Genomic DNA, 25969 nt, shown 5'->3' with positions numbered 1-25969 from the left:
CATTCTCCAGATCAAACCGGCATTGACTCGATGACACGCCGTTATGGCCCCTAGGATTCTCCGTATCACCTCACCGGTCTCTTCGACAGGAACCCCATGAGCGACACTTCCTCCCCCTTCGGCTTCGAGCTCGTGCGGCGTGGGTACGACCGCGGTCAGGTGGACGACCGCATTACGAAGCTCGTCGCCGACCGCGACAGCGCGCTGGCCCGCATCACGTCGCTGGAAAAGCGGATCGAGGAGTTGCACCTCGAGACGCAGAACGCCCAGGCGCAGGTCAATGACGCCGAACCGTCCTACGCGGGCCTGGGTGCGCGCGTGGAGAAGATCCTCCGGCTCGCCGAGGAAGAGGCGAAGGATCTGCGCGAGGAGGCCCGCCGGGCCGCCGAGCAGCACCGTGAGCTGGCCGAGTCGGCCGCCCAGCAGGTCCGCAACGACGCCGAGGCGTTCGCCGCCGAGCGCAAGTCGAAGGCGGAGGACGAGGGCGCCCGGATCGTCGAGAAGGCCAAGGGCGAGGCGTCCACGCTGCGCTCCGAGGCCCAGAAGGACGCGCAGTCCAAGCGCGAGGAGGCGGACTCCCTCTTCGAGGAGACCCGCGCCAAGGCGGCCCAGGCCGCCGCGGACTTCGAGACCAACCTCGCCAAGCGCCGTGAGCAGTCCGAGCGCGACCTGGCCTCGCGTCAGGCCAAGGCCGAGAAGCGGCTCGCCGAGATCGAGCACCGCGCCGAGCAGCTCCGCCTGGAGGCCGAGAAGCTGCGCACGGACGCGGAGCGCCGGGCCCGCCAGACGGTGGAGACCGCGCAGCGCCAGGCCGAGGACATCGTGGCGGACGCCAACGCCAAGGCGGACCGCATCCGCAGCGAATCCGAGCGCGAGCTGGCGGCGCTGACCAACCGCCGCGACTCGATCAACGCGCAGCTGACCAACGTCCGCGAGATGCTCGCGACGCTGACCGGTGCGGCGGTGGCCGCGGCCGGTGCGCCCGGCGAGGAGGAGACCGTCTCGCGCGGCGTCCCCGCCCAGCAGACCCGCTGACCCTCCCCCGCCGGCTCACGCCGGCCGGCGACCCGGCAGGTTTCGGCCCGCCGCTTCCCCCGCCCCCGTACCGCCGTTTGGGTGGTCGCGGGGGCGCGGTGCGTACAGGGGGGTCAGCCGGGCGGCCCCGCTCCGGTGGCCGGGGCCCACGGCCGGGCCTAGCGTGCCGTACATGATCGAGCTCGAGGGGCTGACCAAGCATTACGGCGACAAGGTCGCCGTGGACAACCTCACCTTCGCGGTTCGGCCCGGCATCGTCACCGGCTTCCTCGGCCCCAACGGCGCGGGCAAGTCGACCACCATGCGGATGATGCTCGACCTGGACAACCCGACGGCGGGGACGGTCCGGATCGACGGCAAGCACTACCGCCAGCTGCAGGATCCGCTCACCTACATCGGGGCGCTGCTGGAGGCGAAGTCGGTGCACGGCGGCCGCAGCGCCGCCAACCATCTGCTGTGTCTGGCGCAGAGCAACGGCCTCGCGCGCCGCCGGGTCTTTGAGGTGCTGGACACCGTGGGGCTGAGCGCGGTCGCCAAGAAGCGGGCGAAGGGGTTCTCGCTCGGGATGAGCCAGCGGCTGGGCATCGCCGCGGCGCTGCTCGGCGATCCGCAGGTCCTGCTCTTCGACGAGCCGGTCAACGGCCTCGACCCCGAGGGCATCCACTGGATCCGCAACCTGATGAAGAATCTCGCGGCCCAGGGCCGGACCGTGTTCGTCTCCTCGCATCTGATGAGCGAGATGGCGCTGACCGCCGAGCATCTGATCGTGATCGGGCAGGGCCGGCTGATGGCCGACACCTCCATGCGGGACTTCATCCAGCAGAACTCCCGGTCCTACGTCCGGATGCGGTCCCCGGAGCAGGAGAAGCTGCTGGATCTGCTGCACTCCGAGGGCATCGAGGCGGTGACGGCCGGCAACGGCACGCTGGAGGTCGACGGGGTGCCCGCCGACCGGCTGGGCGAGCTGGCCGCGGCGCACCAGCTGGTGCTGCACGAGCTGAGCCCCCAGCAGGCGTCCCTGGAGGAGGCGTTCATGCAGCTGACGGCGGGATCGGTGGAGTACCACGCGCGCGACGGCGAGCCGGTGCCGGCGCAGGCGGGCTCCGCGCCCGGCGCCCGGCCCCCGGGCCCCCCGCAGCCGGCCGGGGCACGGCCCGGCGAGCCGCAGCCGTCCGGCTGGGGTGCCGACTGGCAGAAGAAGAGGAGCTGACGGATGGCGGCACTCGGGCAGGTCATTCGGTCGGAGTGGACCAAGATCAGATCGGTGCGGTCCACGGTGTGGACGCTGGGCATCGCCGCGGTGCTCACCATCGCGCTGGGCATGCTGATCTGCTTCCTGGCCAGCAACGACTTCCACTCCATGCCGGCCAGGCAGCGGCTGTCGTTCGACGCCACCAACATCAGCTTCTCCGGGATGGGGCTGGGCCAGCTCGCGATGATCGTCTTCGGGGTGCTGGTGGTCTCCAACGAGTACAGCACCGGCATGATCCGGGCCTCGCTGGCGGCGGTCCCGCAGCGCGGCACCTTCCTGTTCTGCAAGCTGCTGGTGGCCACCGTGCTGGTCTTCGCGGTCGGCCTGGCGACCAGCTTCGTGGCCTTCTTCGCGGGACAGGCGATGCTCGGCGACCTGCGCGCGCACCTGGGCGATCCGGGCGTGCTGCGCGCGGTGTTCGGCGGTGGGCTCTACATGACGCTGATCGCGCTGTTCTCGATGGCGGTGGCCGTGATGCTGCGCAGTCCGATGCTGTCGCTGGGCATCCTGATGCCGTTCTTCTTCCTCATCTCCAACATCCTCGGCAACGTCTCGGCGACCCGGAAGGTCGGCCGCTATCTGCCGGACCAGGCGGGCTCGAAGATCATGCAGGTGGTCGCGCCCACCAACAGCGATGTGCCGTACGGGCCGTGGGGCGGGCTCGGCATCATGATCGCCTGGACGGTGGTCGCGCTGATCGGCGGCTATGTCCTGCTGAAGCGGCGGGACGCGTAGCCCCCGCCCGCGAAGCGGCCCGTCACCCGCCCCTGCGCAGGTGACGGGCCGGCCCGGCGTCCCGTCGCGATTGACGGGAACCGTCAATCTCCGGATAGCCTCCTAACCCTCACGGGGGTACGAGGACGCCTCTGCCCCGAGGCATCTCGCGAGGGGCGGAGAATGATCGAGGCAGTCGGCCTGACGAAGCGCTACGGCGCCAAGACGGCCGTGTACAACCTGTCGTTCCAGGTACGGCCGGGCACGGTGACCGGCTTCCTGGGGCCCAACGGCTCCGGCAAGTCGACCACGATGCGCATGATCCTGGGCCTGGACGCACCGACCTCGGGGCGCGCGACCATCGCCGGCCGCCCCTACCGCCAGCTCCCCAACGCCCCGCGCCAGGTGGGCGCGCTGCTCGACGCCAAGGCCGTGCACGGCGGGCGCAGCGCGCGCCAGCATCTGCTCTCGCTCGCCCAGCTGTCGGGCATCCCGGCTCCCCGGGTCGACGAGGTGCTCAAGGTGGTCGGTCTCCAGGACGTGGCGGGACGGCGCTCCCAGGGCTTCTCGCTCGGCATGGGCCAGCGGCTGGGCATCGCCGCGGCGCTGCTCGGCGATCCGCAGGTCCTCCTCTTCGACGAGCCGGTCAACGGCCTCGACCCCGAGGGCATCCTGTGGGTGCGCAACCTGATGAAGCAGCTGGCGTCCGAGGGCCGTACGGTCTTCGTCTCCTCGCACCTGATGAGCGAGATGGCGCTGACCGCCGAACATCTGATCGTGATCGGCCGCGGCCAGCTGCTGGCGGACATGTCGGTCAAGGACTTCATCTCGGCCCACTCCGCCGACTTCGCCCGGGTCCGCACCCCGGACTCCGCGCCGGAGCAGCGCGAGAAGCTGACCGCCGCGCTCGGTGAGGCGGGCGGGCAGGTCACCCACGAGCCGGACGGCGCGCTGCGGGTGGCGGGCCTGCCGCTCCCCCGCATCAGCGACCTCGCGCACGCCGCCGAGGTCCGGCTGTGGGAGCTGTCGCCGCACCAGGCGTCCCTGGAGGAGGCGTACATGCGGATGACGCAGGGCGCCGTGGACTACCGCTCGACGGCCGACGCGCGGGCCGGTCTGCAGGAGGCCCCCGCCGGGTACGCCCCGCAGGGTCCCGGCCCGCAGGGGTATCCGGGTGGTCCCGGGTACCCGGCCGGTCAGCCGGGCATGCCGGGCCAGGTCCCGGCGGGCATGCCCGGGCCGGGCCACCCGAATCCGTACGCCCAGGCGCCCGGCGCCGCTCCCGGGCCGGCTCAGGGTCACCCGTACGGGGCTCCCGCGTCGTACGCCGCGCCTCACCCGTACGGGCAGCAGCCCGCCGCGCCGATGCCGCCCGCGGCCCCGTTCGCGCCGCCCGCCGCCCCCGCAGACCAGCCCACGCCGCACCACGAGGAAGCCCGATGACCAGCCCTCAGCAGCCGCAGCCTGAGCGCGGACCCGACGACACCGGCGCCCGGGAGCAGCCGCTGCCGGCCGCGCCGCCGATGCCGCCCCAGGCACCGCCCGCCGCCCCCGCGCGGCCCGGTCCGCAGCAGCCGCAGCAGCCCGGTCAGCAGCCGCCGCCCGCCGCGGAGCCGGGCACGATGATGCTCCAGCCCCAGCAGCCCCCCGCGCCGCAGCCGCCCGCCGGGGAGCCCGGCACCATGACGCTGCAGGCGCAGCAGCCCCCGGCGCAGCAGGCCCCCGGGCAGCCCGCGCCGTCCCCGCGGGCCGGGGAGCCGGGCACGATGATGCTCCAGCCCCAGCAGGCCGCGCCGCAGCCACTGGCGGCACACGGACCGGGCCGGGACGCCGGCACGATGATGCTCCAGCCCCAGGCGCAGCAGCCCGCCCCCGCGCAGCCGCCCGCCCAGGACCGGCCGCAGCACCACCCCCACGCCCCGCAGCCCGTCCCGCAGCAGGCCCACCCCCAGCAGGCGCACCCGCAGCAGGCCTGGGCCGGAGCGGGTGGCTACGTCTCGCCCATCCCCGTGCGCCCCACCCACCTCGGCCATGCGCTGGCCTCCGAGTGGACGAAGATCCGCTCGCTGCGCTCGACGATCTGGACGCTGGGCGTGATGGTCGCCCTGACCGTGGGCATCGGCCTGCTGGCCACCCTCGCGGCGGGCTCGGACCGCGAGATGGACCCGCTGCTCGGCGTCGGCTTCGTCGGCGTACTGCTCGGCAGCCTGTGCGTGATCACCCTGGGCGTGCTGTCGATCTCGTCCGAGTACGGCACCGGCATGATCCGTACGACGCTGACCGCCTGCCCCAGCCGCGTCCGGGTGCTGACCGCGAAGTCCGTCGTGTTCTTCACCCTCGCGCTGGTGCTCACGACCGTCGCGACCACCGTGGTCGCGCTGCTCGACGCCGCCATGCTGCGCGGCCCCGAGCCGACCGCCGACCAGTGGCTGCGCGCCACCCTCGGCGCCGGTCTGTACGTCGCGCTGCTCGGTCTGCTGGCGCTGGCCGTCGGCACCCTGCTGCGGCACTCGGCGGGCGCCATCAGCACGATGATGGGCGTCGTGCTGCTGCCGATGCTGCTGGCGCTGTTCCTCCAGGGCGAGAGCGTCAAGGACCTCCAGCGGGTGCTGATCGAGTACTCGGTGCCCAGCGCCCTGGCGCAGCTTTACGACATCCCGTTCCTGACCACCGGCCCCAGCGGCTGGACCCCGCTGCTGATCCTGGCCGGGGTGACCGCGGTGGTGCTCGGCGGCGCCTACGCCGCCGTCGCGCAGCGCGACGTCTGACCCCGCCCGCCGCTCGACCGCTCAGTATCTGGGCGCGTTCCGGGACCGCTGGAGCCGTGCGCTCCGGCGGTCCCGTGCGTTCCAGCACGCCCTGTGCCAGTGCCGGCGGTCGTCGACGTCGCCGTGCTGCTGCCAGGCGACGACGTGCGGCACCCCGGGCGGGATCTCCTGGTCGCAGCCGGGGCAGCGGTAGTGCTTGGCCGCGCCGCCACCGCCCAGTTGCCGGACGACCCAGGTCTCACCGCGCCACTCCTCGGTACGTTCCAGGCCGTAACGGTCACCGCCCGTGCGGTCGATGGGCTTCGCGCCGCCGTGCTGGCGGTTTCGACGCGGGGACACAGAGCACCTCGGAGGGTCACGGGGTCACGGGATGTCACCAGCGTACGCGGCTCGGTCAGGGGTGGACTCCGCTCGGCAGGATTCTGCGATCATCGGGAAATTTCCCGTCAGGCCGTGCCCTTGGCACGTGTCACCCGTTGTTGCCGGTGGGGGGAGTCGCGTCGGCTGCGAGGAGGCAGAGAGCGATGCGCGTTGGGGCTTTCATCCTGGCCGCTCAATTCCCGGGCCAGGGACAGGGGGAAGCACTGCACCGCGCGGTGCGCTCCGCGGAGATCGCGGAGGAGGCCGGACTCGACGACGTCTGGCTGGCGGAACACCATTTCGTGCCGTACGGCGTCTGTCCGAGCGCGGTGACGCTGGCGGCCCTGCTGCTGGGGCGCACCCGCCGGATCGGCGTCGGCACGGCGGTCAGCGTGCTGCCGACCCAGCATCCGGTGGCGCTCGGGGAGCAGGCGGCGCTGCTGCATCTGACCACCGGCGGCCGCTTCACGCTCGGTGTGGGCCGGGGCGGGCCCTGGGTGGATCTGGAGGTCTTCGGCGCCGGGCTCGCCGCGTACGACCACGGCTTCCCCGAGTCCCTCGACCTGCTGCTGCGCTGGCTGCGCGAGCCGCGGGTCGGCGCGGCGGGCGAGCGCTACGCGTTCCGGGAGGTGGCGGTGGTGCCGCGGTCGGATCAGGCGCTGACCGCTCCGGACGATCCCTGCGCCGGGCCCCCGGGCCCACCCGTGGTGGTGGCCTGCACCTCCCCCGCCTCGGTGCGCACGGCCGCCGCGCGCGGACTGCCGATGCTGCTGGGCATGCACTGCGGCGACGAGGAGAAGGCGGAGATGGTCGCGCTGTGGCGCTCGGCCGCCCTGGAGGCGGGCCGGGACGGCGACGAGGTGGCCGCGGCCGCGCACGTCTCGGCGGGCGTGGTGCAGATCGCCGATGCCCGCGAGGCGGCACGGGAGTCGCTGACGAAGGCGATGCCCGGCTGGCTGCGGCAGGGCCTGGGCGCGCATGTGACCGTCGACGGCCGCTACCGCGCGATGCGTGATCCGCTGGCGTACACGGAGTTGCTGTGCGGGCTGCACCCCGTCGGCCCGCCGCGGTGGTGTGCGGACCGGCTGGCGGCGACGTCGGAGCGTACGGGCATCACCCGCTTCGCGCTGCTCGTCGAGGGCTCCGGTGATCTCGCGGCGACGGAGGAGAATGTGCGCCGGCTGGGCGCGGAAGTCCTGCCGCAGGTGGGGTGACAGGTCCGGGGCGCCGCCGTGCGCGGGTGGGGGCACCCGCGCGCGGTGAAGCCCCGCGCCGTGCCCGGGAGTTGTCCCCGTCCTGGGAGAGTGCTGCCGCTGGCACACCGGAACGGTGCGTCTCACAACCCTGTGCGCAGCGGCAGCAACGGCGGTCAGCAGTCGCGGAGTTGCGGCGACTGATTCAGCAGCTGGCCCCGTATGGAGGTGAAGCGGGCCAGACGGTCGTCCACCGCCGGGTCGAGCGGGAAGACCGCGACCCGGTGGCAGTTCTGAAAGGCGAGCCGCACACCGAAGTGGCGCTCCAGCGAACCACGGATGGCGTCACTCGCCAGTGCGCGAAGCAGCTGCCCGCGCGCCTGCTCGTCCGGCGGAGGCGTCTGATTGTCGGCGAACTCTCCGCCGTCGACCTTCAGCTGAGCCACCAGAGAGCTGATCATCCCCCATGCGAAGGGCAGGGAGGTCCGGACGCAGTCGACAAATGCGGCTTCGTCGACCTCGCCTCGCTCGGCCTGTTCGAGGAGGGCCGGTGAGACGTCGAGCGACATGAGGTTCTCCTCTCGCGGCCCCGCCGGGACGGACGGGGCCTAGGGACGGGACAAGGGGTTTCGCGACACAGCGTGTTCGCCTCACGACCCCCCGCTTCAACGGTATGCCGCGCAAGGGGCCCGCACCAGGAGATTGCACATACAACCGGCCATTGGCGAGCGCCGGGGGTGCGGGGATTTCCCCCGTAAAGGCACAGTGACCCAGGGCGAATCGCGTGCGGGGCCCCCGGTCGAGTAGCGTTTCGCCCCATGCGTCTCGTCATCGCCCGCTGCTCCGTGGACTACGCGGGCCGGCTCACCGCCCACCTCCCCTCGGCCCCCCGCCTCATCCTGGTGAAGGCCGACGGCTCCGTCTCCGTTCACGCGGACGACCGGGCCTACAAACCCCTCAACTGGATGTCGCCGCCGTGCACCCTCAAGGAGGGCGACGGGGACGTGTGGACGGTGGAGAACAAGGGCGGCGAGAAGCTCATCATCACCCTGGAGGAGGTCATGCACGACTCCTCGCACGAACTCGGCGTCGACCCCGGGCTCATCAAGGACGGGGTGGAGGCGCACCTCCAGGAGCTGCTCGCGGACCGGATCGAAACCCTCGGCGAGGGATACTCCCTGATTCGGCGTGAATACCCCACTGCCATCGGCCCGGTGGATATCTTGTGCCGGGACGCCGATCACCGGACCGTCGCCGTGGAGATCAAGCGGCGCGGTGAGATCGACGGTGTCGAGCAGCTCACCCGCTACCTCGAACTCCTCAACCGTGACCCGCATCTGGCCCCGGTGAAGGGCGTCTTCGCCGCTCAGGAGATCAAGCCGCAGGCGCGGGTGCTGGCCACCGACCGCGGCATCGACTGTGTCGTCCTGGACTACAACGCGCTGCGCGGCATCGAGGACGACAAGCTCCGGCTGTTCTGACCCCGTCGGCACCCGGGGGGCTTCTCGGCCATGATCCCCCGGGGCGGACCTCCGAGAACCACACAGCGCGACGGCCCGGTCGTGGACCGGGCCGCCGCGCTGTGGTGTGCGGACCGTCAGCCCGCCGGGGAACTCGCCGTACCGGCGGAGGAGGCGCCGCCGTCCGACGGCGTGCCACCGGGCGTGCGGCCCCCCGTGGAGCCGCCGGAGGGGGCGGCCGCGGACTGGGAGGGGCTCTCCGTCGACGGCTTGCCCGTGGGGGGCTTGCTGGGGGTCGGGCTGGTGCTGTCGGTCGGCTCGTCCGACGGCGGGGGACTGCTCGGCTCGTCGGTCGGCGGCTTCGTGGGACGCGTCGGCCGGCCGGTGGGCGTGGTGGGCCGTCCGGTCGGTTCGGTGGGGCCGGTCGTCGGGTCCGTCGGGCCGGTGCTGGGTCCGGCGGGCGAACCACTGGCACCGGGGCTGCCGGCCGACGGGGACGGGGACGCCGGGTGCCCGGGAGTGCCGGGGCGGGGAGTGCCGGGCCGCAACGGCAGCTGGTCGGTGCCGGTGGCGGGCTGCTCCGCCGGGTCGTCGCTGGAGGCGCCGTCGTCGTCCGAGGTCTGTTCGGTGCTGACCTTGTCGTCGTGGTGCTCGTTGCCGGACGGCATGCCGAGGGTGACGACGGTGCCGAGGACCGCGGCCAGCAGGGCGCCGGCGCCGGCGGCCACGACATTGCGGCGGGCCCGGCCGAACACCCGCTTGCCGCCCTTTCCGCCGCTCGCGGTCACGGCCGGGACGGCCGCCGTGGCGGCGGTCGGGGAGGAGCCGCGGGCGACGATGGTCGCCGCCCCCTCGGCGGGCGTCGCCCGCGCCACCGCCGCCGTCACGCCGCCGGGCGGGGTGGCCGCCGGGCTCTTCGCCAGGTCGGGCTTGCGCGCGGCGGCGCCGGACGCCTGCGGAAGGGTGGTGGTGGCCGCGGCGGCGGCAGCGGCCCGCGAGCTGTCGGTGACCAGTGCCAGGGCACGGCGTCCGGCCACCGCGCCGTCGCGGTCGGAGAGCACCCCGCGCAGCCCGATGGAGGCCTCCAGCTCGGCGCGCGCCCGGTCGAGGTTGCCGGTGCACAGCGCCAGCACCCCCAGCTCGTGGTGGAAGTAGGCCTCCTCGGCGACCTCGCCGGCCAGCCGTGCGGCCTCCTGGCCGTGCCGCAGGGTGCGCTCCCAGGCGTTCCAGTGCAGCGCCGCGGCGAACGCCGGGGCGGCCGTCCGGGCGAGCAGCACGGCCGCGCTGGTGTGCCCGCTCTCCCGGCTGCCGGTCAGCACGCCCATCGCGGCCAGCGCCACACCGGACTCCGCGGCGGCCCGCTCGGGAGTGACCGAGGGGTGACCGGCCCACCAGGCGTAGTGCTGGGCGACGGTGTGGGCCCGGGCGGCGGCGCCCTCCGCGTAGCCGGCCGCGGTCAGCTGGTCCTGGACGGTGGCGGCGAGCCGGTAGTGGCCCGCGACCGGGGTGATCAGCCCGCAGTCCAGGAGGTCGCCGAGGGCGGCGTCGGCGTGGGTGTCCTCGGTGAGGGCCGGCAGGTGCGCCGGGTGCGGCAGTTCGCCGCCGAGGGCGACGGCCAGGCGCAGCGTCTCCCGCGCGGCCTCGCTCAGCCGGGAGGCCAGCAGCGGGGCGGGGGCGGCGGCCTCGCCGAGGGACGGCAGCGGCACCTCGGGCCGCTCGTCCGCCCCGGCGTCCGGTGCGCCGGCGTCCGGCGCCTCCGCGGGGAAGAGGCCGTAGCCGTCGTCGAGCGCGCCCGGCCCGGCGAGCAGCCGGTCGCGCTGCCGCAGCAGGGCGGCCGCCTGCACGAACCGCAGCGGCAGCCCCTCGGACTCGAACCAGAGGTCGGCCGCCCAGGCCTCCTCGTCGTCGGTGAGCGGCCGCTCCACGGCGCGCTCCAGCATCCGCACGCAGCCGCCGCGGCCGAGGCCGCCGAGGAAGACCTCTTCGAGGTGCGAGGCGGGGCTGGGGGCCGCGACGTCGGGGGTGGCGGCGATCAGGAAGGCGCACTCGGGGGTGGCGTCGAGCAGTTCGTCGAGCGCGGCGCCGCCGAACTCCAGGTCGTCCAGCACGACGATCGCGCCGATCCCGGCGACCCTGCGCAGCATCCCGGCCCGGTCGGGGCGGTGCTGCGGGGCCCGGTGGGCGGCCGCGAACAGCGCGTAGAGCAGGTCGGTGGCGTTGCGGTGGTAGCCGGACAGCCGGATCACCCCGTCCGGGGCGAGGTCGGCGCAGGCCTCCGCGACGGCGTCCAGCAGCCGGGTGCGGCCCGAGCCGGAGGGGCCGGTGACGCGTACCGAGCGGCCGCGGGAGAGCAGCCGGACCAGCCGCTCGGTGTCCTCGGTGCGCTCTTCGAGGACGGTCTGGCGCCCGGCGGCCCCGGACGGGCCGGGGGGCGGCGGAGGCGCCGCCGCGCGGGCGGCCGCGTCGCGTTCCTCCTGGCCGAGCTTCTCGGGGGCGGCGGGGACCTCACCCGGCGGGCAGGGTTCTATTTCGCTGCCGTCGACGGGATTGACGGTGAGGAGGTAGCCGCCGGAGACGACCCGGACGACGCGGGCGAGCCCCCTGGAGCCGCTCTGCGGGCCGACGGGCACGGGGACCGGCGGCTCGGCGGGGGCGTCCTGCTCGTCGTACTCCGCGGGCCCCCGGTGCGTGTTCGGGTCCATGCTGAAAGCTCCCAGATGCTTCGTTCCGCGCCGCCTCCGACGGGCACCCAGGAGGCCGGGCGTCGTGCCGGCTGCGCTTGTCCGGCTCCGGCGGCTGGTCTCGCCGTCGCGTCCGGTCCGGATCCCGCCGCGGATGGTGACATACGGGCGGGATCCGAACCCTAGACCTGGAGTGCGACCGGCACGCCGCCGGGGCCCCATCCCGACCGGAACTTCCGGGATTGGCCGGTATCGCGCGCTTTACGACATTTCTCTTACGCGGTGCGTCACGCTTTTCGTGCTGTGCCGCGCCTTTGTGATCACCCGGTCCCCGTCCCGACGCCGTGCGCGGGCCGTCCGGGCGGCATGGCGGCCCCGCCTCACACCCGGGGAAGCGTTTCCGCTTCGATGCCGCCCTCGATGGCGAGGATGCGGTGCAGCCGGGTGGCGACCAGCAGGCGCTGCATCTGGGGCGGCACTCCGCGCAGGACCAGCCTGCGGTTGACCCGGCCGGCACGGCGGTGCACGCCCATGATCACACCGAGGCCGGTGGCATCCCAGGAATCCAGCTCGGTCAGGTCCAGCACGAGATCGCCGCGACCGGAGTCGACGGCGGCGTGCAGGGCCGTTCGGGCGTCCGCCGCGCTGCGGACGTCGAGGCGGCCCCCGACGACCAGCTCGGCGTGGTCGCCCCTGATGTGCATATGCGCTCCCCGGTGTCATGGGTGGTGCCTGGACGTCTACAGATCTGACTGCCTCTCGTGCGGCGAAGTTGCCGCCTGTAAGCGAACCGATACCCGAATTCACCCCGCGGGGTGAGCCGATCGGGCCGACGGCCCTGACGCGGCATCAGTGCGTGTAGAAGCCCTGCCCACTCTTGCGTCCGATATCGCCCGCATCGACCATCCGGCGCATGATCTCCGGCGGTGCGAACTTCTCGTCCTGGGACTCGGTGTAGATGTTGTCGGTGGCGTGCATCAGGATGTCGATGCCGGTCAGGTCGGCGGTGGCGAGCGGTCCCATCGCGTGGCCGAAGCCCAACTTGCAGGCGGTGTCGATGTCCTCGGCGCTGGCCACGCCCGACTCGTAGAGCTTGGTGGCCTCGACGACCAGCGCCGAGATCAGGCGGGTGGTGACGAAGCCGGCCACGTCACGGTTGACGACGACGCAGGTCTTGCCCACCGACTCGGCGAACTCCCGGGCGGTGGCGAGGGTTTCGTCGCTGGTCTTGTAGCCGCGCACCAGCTCGCACAGCTGCATCATCGGCACCGGCGAGAAGAAGTGCGCACCGACGACCCGCTCGGGGCGGGAGGTCGCCGCCGCGATCTTGGTGATCGGAATGGCGGACGTGTTGGAGGCCAGCACCGCCTCGTCCTTGACGAGCTTGTCCAGCGTCTGGAAGATCTCCCGCTTGACGTCGATCCGCTCGAAGACGGCCTCGACGACGATGTCGGCCTCGGCGGTGGCTTCCAGGTCGGTCGTGGTGGTGATGCGGGCCAGCGCCTGTTCGGCTTCGGACGCCGCGAGCTTGCCCTTGGCGACGAACTTCTCGTACGAGGCCTCGATGCCACCCTTGCCCCGGGCCAGCGCCTCGTCCGTCACGTCGCGGAGGACCACGTCCCAGCCCGCCTGGGCCGAGACCTGCGCGATACCGGACCCCATGAGTCCGGCGCCGATGACGGCGAGCTTCTTTGCCACTGCTGTCCCCTCACACCCTGTGCTTTTGACGGTCGTGGGTGACGTTAGCGGTCGTGAGCGATCCTTTGGAGGGTAAGAGATGCGCGTCACGCCCGCGCGTCACCCGACGACCGCCCTGTAACGAGGCGCTTCGTGCCACGGCGCCGATTATCCATGACGGACATCACATCGGCGGGGTGCGCCGCGGGGGGAACGATCCGGACACTTCGCCGTCAGCCGGCGGGCCGTACGGCGTAGTTGAGCACCTTTGCCCCTCGGCGTCCCCGCCCTCTCCCCGAGGGGACCGGCACCTGGCCCGAGGCCCGCGCGGGCGCGCGGCCGGCGGGCACCGCACGCGCCCACCGGTGCGTCAGGCTCCGGTCGCCCCGGACGGTCTGGCCCGCCATCAGCCTGGCACCGGTCGCCCGTCGGGGCGCCGCGCTCCGCTCCGCGCGGTGCTCGCGGCCCGCCTCCCCCAGCCGCCGGAGACCGTCCACCGGGCCCGGGCGCCTCGCCCGTGCGCCCGGGCCTTCCGCAGGTCCGCGGCGTAGGCTCGCCCGTATGGTGAATCTGACGCGCATCTACACCCGGACCGGCGACAAGGGCACCACCGCCCTGGGCGACATGAGCCGTACCGCCAAGACCGACTCGCGGATCGCGGCGTACGCGGACGCCAACGAGGCCAACGCGGCCCTCGGTGTGGCGATCGCGCTCGGCTCGCTCCCCGAGGACGTCACCGCGGTGCTGCTGCGGGTGCAGAACGACCTCTTCGACGTCGGCGCGGACCTCTCCACGCCGGTCGTGGAGAACCCGGAGTTCCCGCCGCTGCGCGTCGAGCAGAGCTACATCGACAAGCTGGAGGCCGACTGCGACCGCTTCCTGGAAGAGCTGGAGAAGCTGCGCAGCTTCATCCTCCCGGGCGGGACGGCCGGCGCCGCGCTGCTGCACCAGGCGTGCACGGTCGTCCGCCGCGCCGAGCGCGCGACCTGGGCGGCCTTCGAGGAGCACGGCGAGACCATGAACCCGCTGACCGCCACCTACCTCAACCGCCTCTCCGACCTCCTGTTCATCCTGGCGCGTACGGCCAACAAGGAGGTCGGGGACGTGCTGTGGGTGCCGGGCGGCGAGCGCTGAGCCCTTCCGTGCCCCGCCCGGACGTCGAGTGTTGCGACGTTCGCCAGAACCCCAGGGCCGGGCGGGGCACCCGGCGGTCCGGCGGACAGCGGCCTAACGCAGCGTCTTCCGCCGCGGCCCGGCCGCTTCGCCGTCAGAGGTGGCGGCGCGGCCCGGGTCCTTCTTCGGCCAGAGGAGATAGGTCAGCGCGATCACGCCGTGGATCACGACGGCGCGCAGCGTGACGGCCTGCCAGCTGCGCAGGGAGCCGGTGTCGCCGTCGCCGACGTACCAGATCGCGCACTGCAGCAGCGCGGAGGCGACGACGGCCATCAGCACCGTACGCAGCCACAGCAGGCCCTCGTGCCGGGCCCGGGCCATCCCGTAGCGGGGCGGCCTGACCGGCGGCGGGCCGCCCGCGAAACGGTGCGCGCCCCGGGCGTCGACCCAGGTGATCGTGTAGTGCCCGTAGGCGACGGTGTAGCCGATGTAGACGGCGGCCAGCCCGTGTTTCCAGTCCGCCGTCGCCCCGTTCTTCAGGTCGATCGCGGTGACGATCAGCAACACCAGTTCCAGCAGCGGTTCCAGCAGCAGCACCGCGGCGCCGGTGCGCCGCATCCCGGCCAGGTAGCGCAGCGCCAGACCGGCCGCCAGCAGCACCCAGAAACCGACCTCACAGACGATGATCAGCGTGACGACCACGGCTGTCCCCCTTTCCCTTCTCCCGGCCCTGCGGCCGCCCCAGTTGAGCCTGTCAGCGGCCGCCGCCCGGCACCTCGTCGTCCGCGACGATCCGGCGCTGCATCCTTCGATGTAGCCCGCTGCCCCACGGGTGTCCCTCACGGGGACGCGGCGGGCCGTGCCCCCGTGTTGGATGGAGGGGTGTTCGCCCGGTCCCCCCACGCCACCTCCCCCGCCACCGTCCGCCGGCCGCACCGCCTCGATGTGCTCCTCGCGGGCGGCGGGCTGCTCGGCGGTCTCCTGCTGTGGGCGCTGGGGCTGCACGGCGGTCCCCCGCAGCTGGGCCTGCCGCCCGCGCTGACCCTGCTCGCGCTCGCCGCGATGGCACTGGCGGAGCTGGTGCGCCGCACGGCCCCGCTGGTCGCGCTGGCCGTCGCGCTGCCGGCGCTGGCGCTGGACGTCTGCACCGGCAACCTGGTCGTCACCGTTCTGATGTTCACGGACGTGGTCTACGCCGCGGTGCTCTACGGTCCGCCGGGCGCGGCCCGCCGGATCCCGCTGCACTGCGTCCTGGTGACGGTCCTGGGGACCGGTGTGCTGACCGCGGTGTGGCACAGCCCGCAGGTCGTCCTGGTCGCGATCGGCCTGGCGCTGATCACCATCGCCCCGGCCTCGACCGGTCTGATGCTCCGTGAACACCGCGATGCCGCGGAGGCCGCCCGGCTGCGGGCCGAGCGGATCGCGCTGCTGGCCGAGCGGGACCGGGCGCGGGCGGTGGCCGGCGAGCGGGCCCGGATGGCGCGCGAGCTGCACGACATGGTGGCCAACCATCTGTCCGCCATCGCGATCCACTCCACCGCCGCCCAGTCCATCGACGACCCGTCGGCGACCCGCGAGGCGCTCGGGGTGATCCGCGAGAACAGCGTGCAAGGTCTGACCGAAATGCGCCGCCTCATCAGGCTGTTGCGGAACCCGGCGACCACCGGACCGCAGGACACTCCCGCCGCCACCCCCACCCTCGACGGCCTGGACGCCCTGCTCGACCAGGCCCGGACCAGCGGCGCGAGCAGCGGGCTGACCTTCGTGCTGGACGACGCCCGCGCCCCGCACGGCACCGGGGCCGCGCCGAGGCCCGCCGCCCCGGCCGAGCTGGCCGCGTACCGCATCGTCCAGGAAGCGCTGACCAACGCCCTCAAGCACGCCGCCCCCGGTGAGGTGCGCGTCCGCCTCACCCGGGAGCAGGACGGGGCGCTCACCGTCGCCGTCCGCAGCCCGTTCGCCGACCGGACCGGCCCCCGGGCACCCGGCTCCGGCACCGGCCTGATCGGGATGCGCGAGCGGATCGCCCTGCTGGGCGGGGAGTTCGAGGCCGGTCCGGCACAGCAGCCGGACGGCCGGTTCTGGCTGGTCCGGGCAGCACTGCCCACCGAGGAGGAGACAACGTGACCACCCGCGGCGCGACGGACGCGCACACCGGCGATGCGGCAGACGCGCACACCGGCGGCGCGGCGGAACCGATCCGGGTGCTGGTCGCCGAGGACCAGTCCGCCGTCCGGGCCGGACTCGTCCTCATCCTGCGTTCCGCCCCCGACATCGAGGTCGTCGGGGAGGCCGCGGACGGCGTGGAGGCGGTACGGCTCGCCCGCACGCTGCGTCCCGCGCTGGTCCTCATGGACGTCCAGATGCCCCGGCTCGACGGGGTGTCCGCCACCCGCCGGATCGTCGCCGAGCAGCTCGCGGACGTGCTGGTGCTGACCACCTTCGACCTGGACGAATACGTCTTCGGGGCGCTGCGGGCGGGGGCCGCGGGCTTTCTGCTCAAGGACAGCGACGCGGCCACGCTGCTGACCGCGGTGCGCACCGTGGCGTCCGGCGAGGGGCTGATCGCGCCGGCGGTGACCCGGCGGCTGCTCGCGGAGTTCGCCGATCCCCGTACGGCGACGCGGCCGGCGGACGGGTCGGCCCCCGATCCGGGGGTCCTGGACGCGCTGACGCCACGCGAGCGGGAGGTACTGGGGTGCCTGGGGCACGGACTGTCGAACGCCGACATCGCGCGCCGGCTGGTGATGGCGGAGGCCACCGTGAAGACACACGTCAGCCGGCTGCTGGGCAAACTGGACCTGCGCAGCCGGATGCAAGCGGCCGTACTGGCGAGGGAGTTGGGGGTGGAGGGGCCGTAGGGGGCCTCAACGGGGACGGGCATACGGGGCGGGGGCAGGGCGCAGGGCAGCAGCCGTAGGGGATGGCCGAACGGATCCCGTAAGGGTCACCGGCGCCCCCTTCGGGCCTTCAACGCGGCGCGCCCGGAGAACATTCCCGGGACGGCCGCCCACGATCACGGCCACCCACGGTCACGGCAGCCCGGATCGCGCACCCGGCCTCACGCCACGTTCACCCGCTGGCCGGGCGGGGCCGCCTCCAGCCAGGCGAGGAAGCCGGTGAGGGCGTCCTCGCTCATCGCCAGTTCCAGGCGGGTGCCGCGGTGCCGGCAGGCCAGCACGATCGAGTCGGAGAGCAGCGCCAGCTCCTCCTCGCCCTGGGGGGTGCGGCGCTCCAGGACCTCGATGGCGGAGCGCTCCAGCACCCGGCGTGGCCGGGGCGCGTAGGAGAACACCCGGAACCACTCGATCCGGTCGCCGTTGTAGCGCGCCACACCGTAGATCCAGCCCTTGCCGCCGGACTCTTTCTCCGGCACGTTCCAGCGCAGGCTGCAGTCGAAGGTGCCGCCGGACCTCTGGATGAGCCGCCGTCGCAGTCCGAAGACGAACAGTCCCAGCAGCACCAGGACCACCACGACCGCGCCGCTCACAAGCAGAGCGAGGACCATCTCGACCGACCTCCTCGCCTCGGTGGGGGTGCCCCCGGACGGAGCCCGGGAGCAGGGAAACGCACCTGCATTGCCTCAGCCGCGGGCCGCTCCGGAGTATTCCGGGCAGCCCGCGGCTGAGGATCGATCTCGTCGGTGCCGGGGCTCAGTGAACGCCCGTCACCGCACGCAGCCGGGAATCGGCGCGGCGCTCGGCGGCCGCGTCGGCCTCCGACTTCGCTCGCTCCAGAGCCCGCTCCGCGCGCTGGACATCGATCTCGTCGGACAGTTCCGCGATCTCCGCGAGCAGAGACAGCTTGTTGTCGGCGAACGAGATGAAACCGCCGTGCACCGCGGCGACGACGGTGCCGTCCCCGCTCTCGCCGGTCGTACGAATCGTCACCGGGCCCGACTGCAGCACGCCCAGCAGCGGCTGGTGTCCGGGCATGACGCCGATGTCGCCCGACGAGGTGCGCGCGACGACCAGGCTGGCCTTGCCCGACCAGACCTTGCGGTCCGCGGCGACCAACTCGACGTGCAGCTCAGCCACGATGGCTCCTCGGGTCTCCACCTGCCTGGTGCGGCAGGTGTTGGGTCAAATACTAGTGGTCGTGCACACCGGGGGCGGCCAGGGCCGCCCCCGGGGCCGATACCGGGGTCAGGAGACGCCCAGCTCCTTGGCGTTGTTCTTGAGGTCCTCAAGACCACCGCACATGAAGAAGGCCTGCTCCGGGTAGTGGTCGAACTCGCCGTCGGCGATCGCGTTGAAGGCCGCGATCGACTCGTCCAGCGGCACGTCCGAGCCGTCCACACCGGTGAACTGCTTGGCCACGTGGGTGTTCTGCGACAGGAACCGCTCGATCCGCCGGGCGCGGTAGACCGTGAGACGGTCCTCCTCGCCGAGCTCGTCCATACCCAGAATCGAGATGATGTCCTGGAGGTCCTTGTACTTCTGCAGGATCGTCTTGACGCGCGAGGCGCAGTCGTAGTGGTCCTGCGAGATGTAGCGGGGGTCCAGGATCCGGGACGTCGAGTCCAGCGGGTCGACCGCCGGGTAGATGCCCTTCTCGGAGATCGGACGCGACAGCACGGTGGTCGCGTCCAGGTGGGCGAAGGTGGTCGCCGGCGCCGGGTCGGTCAGGTCGTCCGCGGGGACGTAGATCGCCTGCATGGAGGTGATCGAGTGACCACGGGTCGAGGTGATGCGCTCCTGGAGGAGACCCATCTCGTCGGCCAGGTTCGGCTGGTAGCCCACCGCGGAGGGCATCCGGCCGAGCAGGGTCGACACCTCGGAACCGGCCTGGGTGTACCGGAAGATGTTGTCGATGAAGAACAGCACGTCCTGCTTCTGCACATCGCGGAAGTACTCCGCCATGGTCAGACCGGCGAGCGCGACGCGCAGACGGGTGCCCGGCGGCTCGTCCATCTGACCGAAGACCAGCGCGGTCTTGTCGATGACGCCGGAGTCCGACATTTCCTCGATGAGGTCGTTGCCCTCACGGGTGCGCTCGCCGACACCGGCGAACACCGACACACCGTCGTGGTTGTTGGCCACGCGGTAGATCATTTCCTGGATCAGAACGGTCTTGCCGACACCGGCACCACCGAACAGACCGATCTTGCCGCCCTTGACGTACGGGGTCAGCAGGTCGATGACCTTGATGCCGGTCTCGAACATCTCGGTCTTGGACTCGAGCTGGTCGAAGCCGGGCGCCTTGCGGTGGATGGGCCAGCGCTCGGTGACCTCGGCAGCCGCCTCCGGCTTGTTGAGGATCTCGCCGAGGGTGTTGAACACCTTGCCCTTGGTGACGTCACCGACGGGCACGGTGATGCCGTTGCCGGTGTCGGTCACCGAGGCCTGGCGGACCAGGCCGTCGGTGGGCTGCATCGAGATCGCACGGACCAGGCCCTCGCCCAGGTGCTGGGCTACCTCGAGGGTCAGGATCTTCTTCTTGCCGGCGTCGGCCGGGTCGGAGACCTCGACGGTCAGCGCGTTGTAGATCTCCGGCATCGCGTCGACGGGGAACTCCACGTCGACGACCGGGCCGATGACCCGCGCGACGCGGCCAGTGGCCACGCCTGCCGCAGCGGCCGTTTCAACAGTGGTGGTCATAGTGGTCAGTCACTCCCCGCGGTCGCGTCGGCCAGAGCACTGGCACCACCGACGATCTCGCTGATTTCCTGGGTGATTTCGGCCTGTCGGGCCTCATTGGCAAGCCGCGAGAGCGACTTGATGAGCTCTTCCGCGTTGTCGGTCGCCGACTTCATCGCACGGCGCGTGGCGGCGTGCTTGGAGGCGGCGGCCTGCAGAAGCGCGTTGTAGATCCGCGACTCGACGTACCGCGGCAGCAGGGCGTCCAGGACGTCCTCGGCCGACGGCTCGAAGTCGAAGAGCGGAAGGATTTCGCCCTTGACCGACTCCTCGGACTCCGCCACGGCCTTGTCCAGGCTGAGCGGCAGCAGCCGGTCGTCGAGCGCCGTCTGCGTCATCATCGAGACGAACTCGGTGTAGACGATGTGGAGTTCGTCCACGCCGCCCTCGGCGGTGTCCTTCTGGACGGTCTCGATCAGCGGTGCGGCGATCGCCTTCGCGTCCGCGTACGCCGGGCTGTCGGTGAAGCCGGTCCACGACTCCACGACCTTGCGCTCGCGGAAGCTGTAGTACGACACACCCTTGCGGCCGACGATGTAGGCGTCGACCTCCTTGCCCTCGGCCTTGAGGCGCTCGGTGAGCTGCTCCGCGGCCTTGATGACGTTGGCGGAGTAGCCGCCGGCCAGGCCGCGGTCGCTCGTGATGAGCAGCAGCGCGGCGCGGGTCGGGTTCTCCACCTCGGTGGTCAGCGGGTGCTGGGTGTTCGAGCCCGTGGCAACCGCCGTCACCGCGCGGGTCAGTTCACTCGCGTACGGCGTCGACGCCGCCACCTTGCGCTGCGCCTTGACGACGCGCGAGGCGGCGATCATCTCCATCGCCCTGGTGATCTTCTTGGTCGCGGTGACGGAGCGGATGCGACGCTTGTAGACCCGGAGCTTGGCTCCCATGGATCAGGTCCCTTCCGTCGTCACTTGCTGGTGCCGGCCGGGGCGTCCTCGCCGAGCAGCTTGCCGTCCGAGGTCTCGAACTGCCGCTTGAAGCCGTCGACGGCCTCGGCGATCGCGCCGATGGTGTCATCGGACATCTTGCCGCCCTCGCGGATGCTGGTCAGCAGGTCCTTCTTCTCCCGGTGGAGGTGGTCGAGGAGCTCCCGCTCGAAGCGGCGGATGTCCTCGACCGGGACGTCGTCCATCTTGCCGTTGGTGCCGGCCCAGACGGAGACGACCTGGTCCTCGGTGGGGTACGGGGCGTACTGACCCTGCTTGAGCAGCTCGGTCATGCGCTTACCGCGCTCCAGCTGCGCCTTGGAGGCCGCGTCCAGGTCGGAACCGAAGGCGGCGAAGGCCTCCAGCTCGCGGTACTGGGCGAGGTCCACGCGGAGCCGGCCGGAGACCTGCTTCATGGCCTTGTGCTGGGCCGAGCCACCGACACGGGAGACGGAGATACCGACGTTCAGCGCCGGGCGCTGGCCCGCGTTGAAGAGGTCCGACTCCAGGAAGCACTGGCCGTCGGTGATGGAGATGACGTTGGTCGGGATGAACGCCGACACGTCGTTCGCCTTGGTCTCGACGATCGGCAGACCGGTCATCGAGCCGGAGCCCATCTCGTCGGAGAGCTTGGCGCAGCGCTCCAGCAGACGCGAGTGCAGGTAGAAGACGTCGCCCGGGTAGGCCTCGCGGCCCGGCGGACGGCGCAGGAGCAGGGACACGGCGCGGTAGGCGTCGGCCTGCTTCGAGAGGTCATCGAAGATGATCAGGACGTGCTTGCCCTGGTACATCCAGTGCTGGCCGATGGCCGAGCCGGTGTAGGGCGCGAGGTACTTGAAGCCCGCCGGGTCGGACGCCGGGGCGGCGACGATGGTGGTGTACTCCAGGGCGCCGGCCTCCTCCAGCGCACCGCGCACGGACGCGATGGTGGAGCCCTTCTGGCCGATGGCGACGTAGATGCAGCGGACCTGCTTCTTGGGGTCGCCCGAGCGCCAGTTGTCGCGCTGGTTGATGATCGTGTCGACGGCCAGGGCGGTCTTGCCGGTCTGGCGGTCGCCGATGATCAGCTGACGCTGGCCGCGGCCGATCGGCACCATCGAGTCGACGGCCTTGTAGCCGGTCTCCATCGGCTCGTGGACCGACTTACGGACCATGACGCCCGGAGCCTGCAGCTCCAGGGCGCGGCGGCCCTCGGACTCGATCTCGCCGAGGCCGTCGATCGGGTTGCCCAGCGGGTCGACGACGCGGCCGAGGTAGCCCTCGCCCACGGCGACCGACAGCACCTCGCCGGTGCGCTGCACCGGCTGGCCCTGCTCGATGCCGCTGAACTCGCCGAGGATGACCGCACCGATCTCGCGCTCTTCCAGGTTCAGCGCAAGACCGAGGGTGCCGTCCTCGAACTTCAGCAGTTCGTTCGCCATCGCCGAGGGAAGGCCCTCGACATGCGCGATGCCGTCTCCGGCATCACTGACCGTGCCGACCTCCTCGCGCGAGGCCGCGTCCGGCTTGTACGCCTGGACGAAGTTCTCCAGCGCGTCCCGGATCTCCTCCGGCCGGATCGTGAGCTCCGCCATCTGGGTTCCCTGCTCTCCTTGTTGGGCCCGAAGTTACTTGCGGGTGTCCGGGGGTCTGTCCCCCGGGGGGTTTCCGCTTACGGCCCAACTCGGGCCGCCGTCGTGCTTGTGCTGGTCCCCGGGGCCTGTCCCGGACCGCAGCCGGACCTCGAGGTCCGGCCGGCTGGTCCGGCGTCTGGCCGCCGGTTGTGCAGCTCTTGAGTTGGTGGCTGGGTCAGCCGGCCATCCGCCGGGCCGCCTCGTCGAGACGGTCCGCGATGGTCCCGTTGATGACCTCGTCGCCGATCCGCACCTTGACTCCGCCGAGGACCTCGGGGTCCACGTCGAGGTTCAGATGGATCTGCCGTCCGTACAGCTGCGCCAGGGAAGCGCCCAGGCGCTGCCGCTGTCCTTCACTGAGGGGCACCGCGGAGGTGACCACCGCGACCATCCGGTCCCGGCGGCTCGCCGCCAGCTTGGAGAGGGCGTCGAGCCCCGCCTCCAGGCTACGACCCCGCGGCTGTGCGACAAGACGGATCACCACACGCTCGGTGACCTGGTTGCCCCGGCCGCCCAGCAGCGTGTGCAGCAGGTCCGTCTTGGCCGCGACCGTCGCGTTCCGGTCGGTCAGCGCACGGCGCAGCTCGGGGTTCGAGCTGACGATGCGGCCGAACCGGAAGAGCTCGTCCTCGACGTCGTCGAGCTGGCCGGCCCGCTGCGCGGCGACGAGGTCGGCGCTGTAGGCCAGCTCCTCGAGCGCGTCCGTCAGGTCACGCGAGCGCGACCAGCGGGAGCGGACCATGCCGGCCACCAGGTCGGCGGCCGGACCGCCGACCCGGCTGCCGAGCAGCCGTCCGGCCAGTTCGGCGCGGGCCTCACCGGCCTGCGCCGGGTCGGTCAGGACCCGACGCAGCGACACCTCGCGGTCGAGCAGAGCGGTGACGGCAGCAAGCTCCTCGGCGAGCTTCGCCGCGTCGACGGAGGTGTTGTCCGTCAGCGCGTCGAAACGCTCGCGTGCGGAGGCGAGTGCCTCGCGGCTCGCTCCGTTCATCGGCCGGCCTCAGCCTTCGTCGTGTCCGACGCCGCCTTGGCCTCGACCTCGTCGAGGAAGCGGTCGATGGTCCGGCTCTGCCGGGCGGCGTCCTCGAGGGACTCGCCGACGAGCTTGCCGGCCAGTTCGGTGGCGAGCTTGCCCACGTCCTGGCGCAGCGACAGCGCAGCCTGCTTGCGGTCAGCCTCGATCTGGGCGTGACCGGCAGCGATGATGTCCTCACGCTGCCGCTGGCCCTCGGCGCGCATCTCAGCGATGAGCGTCGCGCCCTGCTCCTGCGCCTCCTGGCGCAGACGCGCGGCCTCGTGGCGGGCGTCGGCCAGCTGGGCCCGGTAGTCCGCGAGCACCTGCTGAGCCTCGGCCTGGGTCGCCTCGGCCTCCTCAATGCGGCCTTCGATCTGCTTCCGGCGCTCGTCCAGAACCTTGTTGATGTTCGGGAGGAGCTTCTTGGCCAGGAAGCCGAAGACGATGAAGAAAGCGATCAGGCCGATGACCAGCTCTGGAATCGGCGGGATCAGGGGGTTCTCGGGAACCTCCGCCGCCATGTTCGCCAGGGCGTTCACATCAGTGCCTTCCGTCTGAATGGATAGTCGATGCGGTTCGTTTACTGGTAAACGAAGCCCATGACGATGCCGATCAGGGCGAGCGCCTCACAGAAGGCGAAACCCATGATCTGGTTGGTGCGGATCAGGCCGGCCGCCTCGGGCTGACGGGCCAGGGCCTGGGTGCCGTTACCGAAGATGATGCCGACGCCGACGCCGGGGCCGATCGCGGCGAGGCCGTAACCGATCGAGGCGACGTTGCCGACGACGTTGGTCTTGGCGGAGCCGGCGGCGAGGTTGACCATTTCGAGAGCAGCGGACATGCCGTTACTTCCTTCTCATTTCACGTACCGGTGGGGGTTGGCCACCGGACAGCTGTTGGGCTGGGAGAGGGGTGCTCAGTGGTGCTCGGCGAGCGCGCCCTGGACGTAGTTGCAGGCCAGGAGGACGAAGACATACGCCTGGACGGCCTGGATGAAGAGCTCGAAGGCGGTCATCACGATGGTCATCACGAAGGACGCCCCCGCGTAGACGATGCCGACGCCGTTCAGCATGTACCAGCTCGCGATGGTGAACAGCAGGATCAGCAGGTGACCCGCGAACATGTTCGCGAAGAGCCGGACCGCGTGCGTGAACGGGCGGATGATCAGGTGCTGGAGCAGCTCGAGCACCATGATCAGCGGCAGCACCCAGCCGAGCGACTTGTCATAGCCGGAGATGTTCTTCAGGCCTCCGACGAAGCCCTGCTTCTTGAACGTCAGGTACATCCACAGGACGTAGACGATCAGGGCCATGCCCACCGGGAACGCGATGACCGACGTCACCGGGAACGCCATGACCGGGATGATCGACCAGAGGTTCATCATCCACACGAAGAAGAACAGCGAGACCATGAAGGGGACGTACTTGTCACCCTCCCTTTTCCCCAGCGCGTCATAGACGAGCCCGCGGCGCACGAAGTCGTAGCCCGCCTCGCCGATCATCTGCAGCTTTCCGGGCACGACCTTGGCCCGGCCGAATGCGGCCCAGAAGAACCCCACCACCACGATCGTGCTGAGGAACGCCAGCAGCATCGGCTTGTTGAACTCGTAGCCACCGATGGTGAAGAGGGGTTCGAATACGAACGAATGAAGGCCCGGGGCCTCGAAGCCACACCCCGGAATGAAGAGGTGGCACTCCGTGTCGAAGGCGAGCATCGTTTCAGCACTCACCGCGGGCTCCTTCAGCGTGGCGCATGGGTACGGCAACCTCGTTGTGTCGGCGCGGCGTTGAGCCACGGAGCGGCACTGGACTGGTCTTACGGATTAGGGGGCGGCTGGCAGGCGCTGGGCCCGGCCACATCACAGGCATCGGCCGCGAGAACTGCCCGTTCCAGCGAGTGGAACCCGGGAGCTCAGCCGCCTGCGCCATCTGCGCCGCAGTTGGCACCGGACGATAGCAGGCCCGCTTGTGGGCATTTATCTCGGCCCTACGTGTCACGTCGGCGACCCCGCCGTCTCCGCCTTCTTCGTCCCGGCGGAGTCGGGTTCCACGTACAGAGTCTTCGCCTTCATATGACCGTGGGTCTGGGCCGCGATCCATACGAGGGTGGCGCCGAGCAAGGTGAACGCAAATGCCTTGGTGTCGAAGAGCGTTGTGTCCTTGAAGACGATCAGGAACACCAGCACGAACAGGATCTGCGTCGTGTAGAGCAGCAGCCCCATCATCTGGAACAGCTGCGGAAGGCTCTTTGCGGTCTTCTGCAGGACCAGCAGACCGGCCCCCATGACGAGCGCCACCAGCAGGGTGCCGATGACGGCGCCGAGCGCTCCTTTCGCGCCTGCGACCGCGACGCTCACGCCAACGGCGACAGCACCGAGGGCGAGCGTGGGCACAAGGGCGTGAAGAAGTAGTCGGGCGTCATTCGACTGCATGGCGGCGCTCCGGCAAAAAATGGGGGTGTGTTCGTCAGGGACGAGCGTAGACCCGGCCTTGAGGCGGAACCTGAGGCCCGAGGGCCGTCGCA

At 71.6% G+C, this 25969-nt stretch carries 26 protein-coding genes; 10 read left to right on the top strand and 16 right to left on the bottom strand.

What is annotated here, in order from left to right; translation table 11 throughout:
• Window positions 1–96 precede the first annotated feature (96 nt).
• The 5 genes from ACQP17_RS25015 to ACQP17_RS24995 all read left to right on the top strand — a co-directional run bounded on the left by ACQP17_RS25015 (window position 97) and on the right by ACQP17_RS24995 (window position 5769).
• Window positions 97–1035 carry a cellulose-binding protein gene (locus ACQP17_RS25015; RefSeq protein ID WP_329146365.1) on the top strand — a complete coding sequence of 313 codons (939 nt, stop codon included), beginning with the start codon at window positions 97–99 and terminating at the stop codon, window positions 1033–1035.
• A gap of 172 nt (window positions 1036–1207) precedes the next feature.
• Window positions 1208–2245, top strand: a complete 1038-nt coding sequence (locus ACQP17_RS25010) for an ABC transporter ATP-binding protein (RefSeq protein WP_433858283.1) — start codon at window positions 1208–1210, stop codon at window positions 2243–2245.
• 3 nt (window positions 2246–2248) lie between these two features.
• Window positions 2249–3022 (top strand): ABC transporter permease, encoded by a 774-nt coding sequence (locus tag ACQP17_RS25005; protein WP_364877464.1) that lies wholly within the window; start codon window positions 2249–2251, stop codon window positions 3020–3022.
• Window positions 3023–3184: 162 nt separating this feature from the next.
• Window positions 3185–4444, top strand: coding sequence for an ABC transporter ATP-binding protein (locus ACQP17_RS25000; RefSeq protein WP_433858282.1), 1260 nt, complete (start codon window positions 3185–3187; stop codon window positions 4442–4444).
• A gap of 326 nt (window positions 4445–4770) precedes the next feature.
• Window positions 4771–5769 carry an ABC transporter permease gene (locus tag ACQP17_RS24995; protein WP_433860002.1) on the top strand — a complete coding sequence of 333 codons (999 nt, stop codon included), beginning with the start codon at window positions 4771–4773 and terminating at the stop codon, window positions 5767–5769.
• A gap of 21 nt (window positions 5770–5790) precedes the next feature.
• On the opposite strand, the gene ACQP17_RS24990 is transcribed toward ACQP17_RS24995, so the two are convergent.
• Window positions 5791–6108: an ATP/GTP-binding protein gene (locus ACQP17_RS24990; protein ID WP_433858281.1), complete on the bottom strand. Its 318-nt coding sequence runs from the start codon at window positions 6106–6108 to the stop codon at window positions 5791–5793.
• Window positions 6109–6293: 185 nt separating this feature from the next.
• Here ACQP17_RS24990 and ACQP17_RS24985 point away from each other — a divergent pair, with 185 nt between their 5' ends.
• A complete protein-coding gene (locus tag ACQP17_RS24985) occupies window positions 6294–7343 on the top strand; it encodes an LLM class flavin-dependent oxidoreductase (protein WP_433858280.1) in 1050 nt (349 codons plus the stop codon).
• A gap of 155 nt (window positions 7344–7498) precedes the next feature.
• On the opposite strand, the gene ACQP17_RS24980 is transcribed toward ACQP17_RS24985, so the two are convergent.
• On the bottom strand, window positions 7499–7891 hold the full coding sequence (locus ACQP17_RS24980; protein WP_364877455.1) for an SCO5389 family protein: 393 nt from the start codon (window positions 7889–7891) through the stop codon (window positions 7499–7501).
• A 249-nt stretch (window positions 7892–8140) separates the two neighbouring features.
• Here ACQP17_RS24980 and nucS point away from each other — a divergent pair, with 249 nt between their 5' ends.
• Entirely contained in the window at window positions 8141–8803 is a 663-nt protein-coding gene (nucS, locus tag ACQP17_RS24975; RefSeq protein ID WP_329146377.1) for an endonuclease NucS, read from the top strand.
• A gap of 116 nt (window positions 8804–8919) precedes the next feature.
• Here nucS and ACQP17_RS24970 read toward each other — a convergent pair whose 3' ends face one another.
• The 3 genes from ACQP17_RS24970 to ACQP17_RS24960 form a co-directional block, all read right to left on the bottom strand.
• On the bottom strand, window positions 8920–11484 hold the full coding sequence (locus ACQP17_RS24970; protein WP_433858279.1) for an ATP-binding protein: 2565 nt from the start codon (window positions 11482–11484) through the stop codon (window positions 8920–8922).
• Window positions 11485–11843: 359 nt separating this feature from the next.
• Window positions 11844–12167: an STAS domain-containing protein gene (locus tag ACQP17_RS24965; protein ID WP_364877449.1), complete on the bottom strand. Its 324-nt coding sequence runs from the start codon at window positions 12165–12167 to the stop codon at window positions 11844–11846.
• A gap of 145 nt (window positions 12168–12312) precedes the next feature.
• Window positions 12313–13161 (bottom strand): 3-hydroxyacyl-CoA dehydrogenase family protein, encoded by an 849-nt coding sequence (locus ACQP17_RS24960; protein WP_433858278.1) that lies wholly within the window; start codon window positions 13159–13161, stop codon window positions 12313–12315.
• Between the two features lie 540 nt (window positions 13162–13701).
• Here ACQP17_RS24960 and ACQP17_RS24955 point away from each other — a divergent pair.
• Window positions 13702–14274 carry a cob(I)yrinic acid a,c-diamide adenosyltransferase gene (locus ACQP17_RS24955; RefSeq protein ID WP_364877447.1) on the top strand — a complete coding sequence of 191 codons (573 nt, stop codon included), beginning with the start codon at window positions 13702–13704 and terminating at the stop codon, window positions 14272–14274.
• A 93-nt stretch (window positions 14275–14367) separates the two neighbouring features.
• Here ACQP17_RS24955 and ACQP17_RS24950 read toward each other — a convergent pair whose 3' ends face one another.
• A complete protein-coding gene (locus ACQP17_RS24950) occupies window positions 14368–14955 on the bottom strand; it encodes a hypothetical protein (RefSeq protein WP_433858277.1) in 588 nt (195 codons plus the stop codon).
• 180 nt (window positions 14956–15135) lie between these two features.
• Here ACQP17_RS24950 and ACQP17_RS24945 point away from each other — a divergent pair, with 180 nt between their 5' ends.
• On the top strand, window positions 15136–16380 hold the full coding sequence (locus tag ACQP17_RS24945) for a sensor histidine kinase (protein WP_433858276.1): 1245 nt from the start codon (window positions 15136–15138) through the stop codon (window positions 16378–16380).
• A gap of 71 nt (window positions 16381–16451) precedes the next feature.
• Window positions 16452–17114: a response regulator gene (locus tag ACQP17_RS24940; protein WP_433860001.1), complete on the top strand. Its 663-nt coding sequence runs from the start codon at window positions 16452–16454 to the stop codon at window positions 17112–17114.
• Window positions 17115–17314: 200 nt separating this feature from the next.
• Here ACQP17_RS24940 and ACQP17_RS24935 read toward each other — a convergent pair whose 3' ends face one another.
• The 10 genes from ACQP17_RS24935 to ACQP17_RS24890 form a co-directional block, all read right to left on the bottom strand.
• Window positions 17315–17761 carry a DUF2550 domain-containing protein gene (locus ACQP17_RS24935; protein ID WP_364877439.1) on the bottom strand — a complete coding sequence of 149 codons (447 nt, stop codon included), beginning with the start codon at window positions 17759–17761 and terminating at the stop codon, window positions 17315–17317.
• Between the two features lie 145 nt (window positions 17762–17906).
• Window positions 17907–18290, bottom strand: coding sequence for a F0F1 ATP synthase subunit epsilon (locus ACQP17_RS24930; RefSeq protein ID WP_329146395.1), 384 nt, complete (start codon window positions 18288–18290; stop codon window positions 17907–17909).
• 108 nt (window positions 18291–18398) lie between these two features.
• On the bottom strand, window positions 18399–19853 hold the full coding sequence (gene atpD / locus ACQP17_RS24925) for a F0F1 ATP synthase subunit beta (protein ID WP_364877436.1): 1455 nt from the start codon (window positions 19851–19853) through the stop codon (window positions 18399–18401).
• Window positions 19854–19858: 5 nt separating this feature from the next.
• The gene (locus tag ACQP17_RS24920) at window positions 19859–20779 is read right to left on the bottom strand and encodes a F0F1 ATP synthase subunit gamma (RefSeq protein ID WP_433858275.1); all 921 of its coding nucleotides are present in this window, start codon (window positions 20777–20779) and stop codon (window positions 19859–19861) included.
• 20 nt (window positions 20780–20799) lie between these two features.
• Window positions 20800–22392, bottom strand: a complete 1593-nt coding sequence (gene atpA / locus ACQP17_RS24915; protein WP_364877431.1) for a F0F1 ATP synthase subunit alpha — start codon at window positions 22390–22392, stop codon at window positions 20800–20802.
• Between the two features lie 214 nt (window positions 22393–22606).
• Window positions 22607–23422, bottom strand: a complete 816-nt coding sequence (locus tag ACQP17_RS24910) for a F0F1 ATP synthase subunit delta (RefSeq protein ID WP_433858274.1) — start codon at window positions 23420–23422, stop codon at window positions 22607–22609.
• The gene (locus ACQP17_RS24905) at window positions 23419–23985 is read right to left on the bottom strand and encodes a F0F1 ATP synthase subunit B (RefSeq protein ID WP_329146405.1); all 567 of its coding nucleotides are present in this window, start codon (window positions 23983–23985) and stop codon (window positions 23419–23421) included. The genes ACQP17_RS24910 and ACQP17_RS24905 overlap by 4 nt, the downstream gene beginning before the upstream one ends.
• A 41-nt stretch (window positions 23986–24026) precedes the next feature.
• Entirely contained in the window at window positions 24027–24287 is a 261-nt protein-coding gene (gene atpE, locus ACQP17_RS24900) for an ATP synthase F0 subunit C (RefSeq protein ID WP_085922929.1), read from the bottom strand.
• Between the two features lie 75 nt (window positions 24288–24362).
• The gene (atpB, locus tag ACQP17_RS24895; RefSeq protein ID WP_189099090.1) at window positions 24363–25160 is read right to left on the bottom strand and encodes a F0F1 ATP synthase subunit A; all 798 of its coding nucleotides are present in this window, start codon (window positions 25158–25160) and stop codon (window positions 24363–24365) included.
• Between the two features lie 279 nt (window positions 25161–25439).
• The gene (locus ACQP17_RS24890) at window positions 25440–25877 is read right to left on the bottom strand and encodes a hypothetical protein (RefSeq protein WP_433858273.1); all 438 of its coding nucleotides are present in this window, start codon (window positions 25875–25877) and stop codon (window positions 25440–25442) included.
• Window positions 25878–25969 lie beyond the last annotated feature (92 nt).

It is taken from the genome of Streptomyces kronopolitis (genome assembly GCF_050953795.1).
GTDB classification, from domain to species: domain Bacteria; phylum Actinomycetota; class Actinomycetes; order Streptomycetales; family Streptomycetaceae; genus Streptomyces; species Streptomyces kronopolitis_A.
Note: the sequence above shows the minus strand (reverse complement) of the source record. Positions and strands in the feature narration are given on the sequence as shown.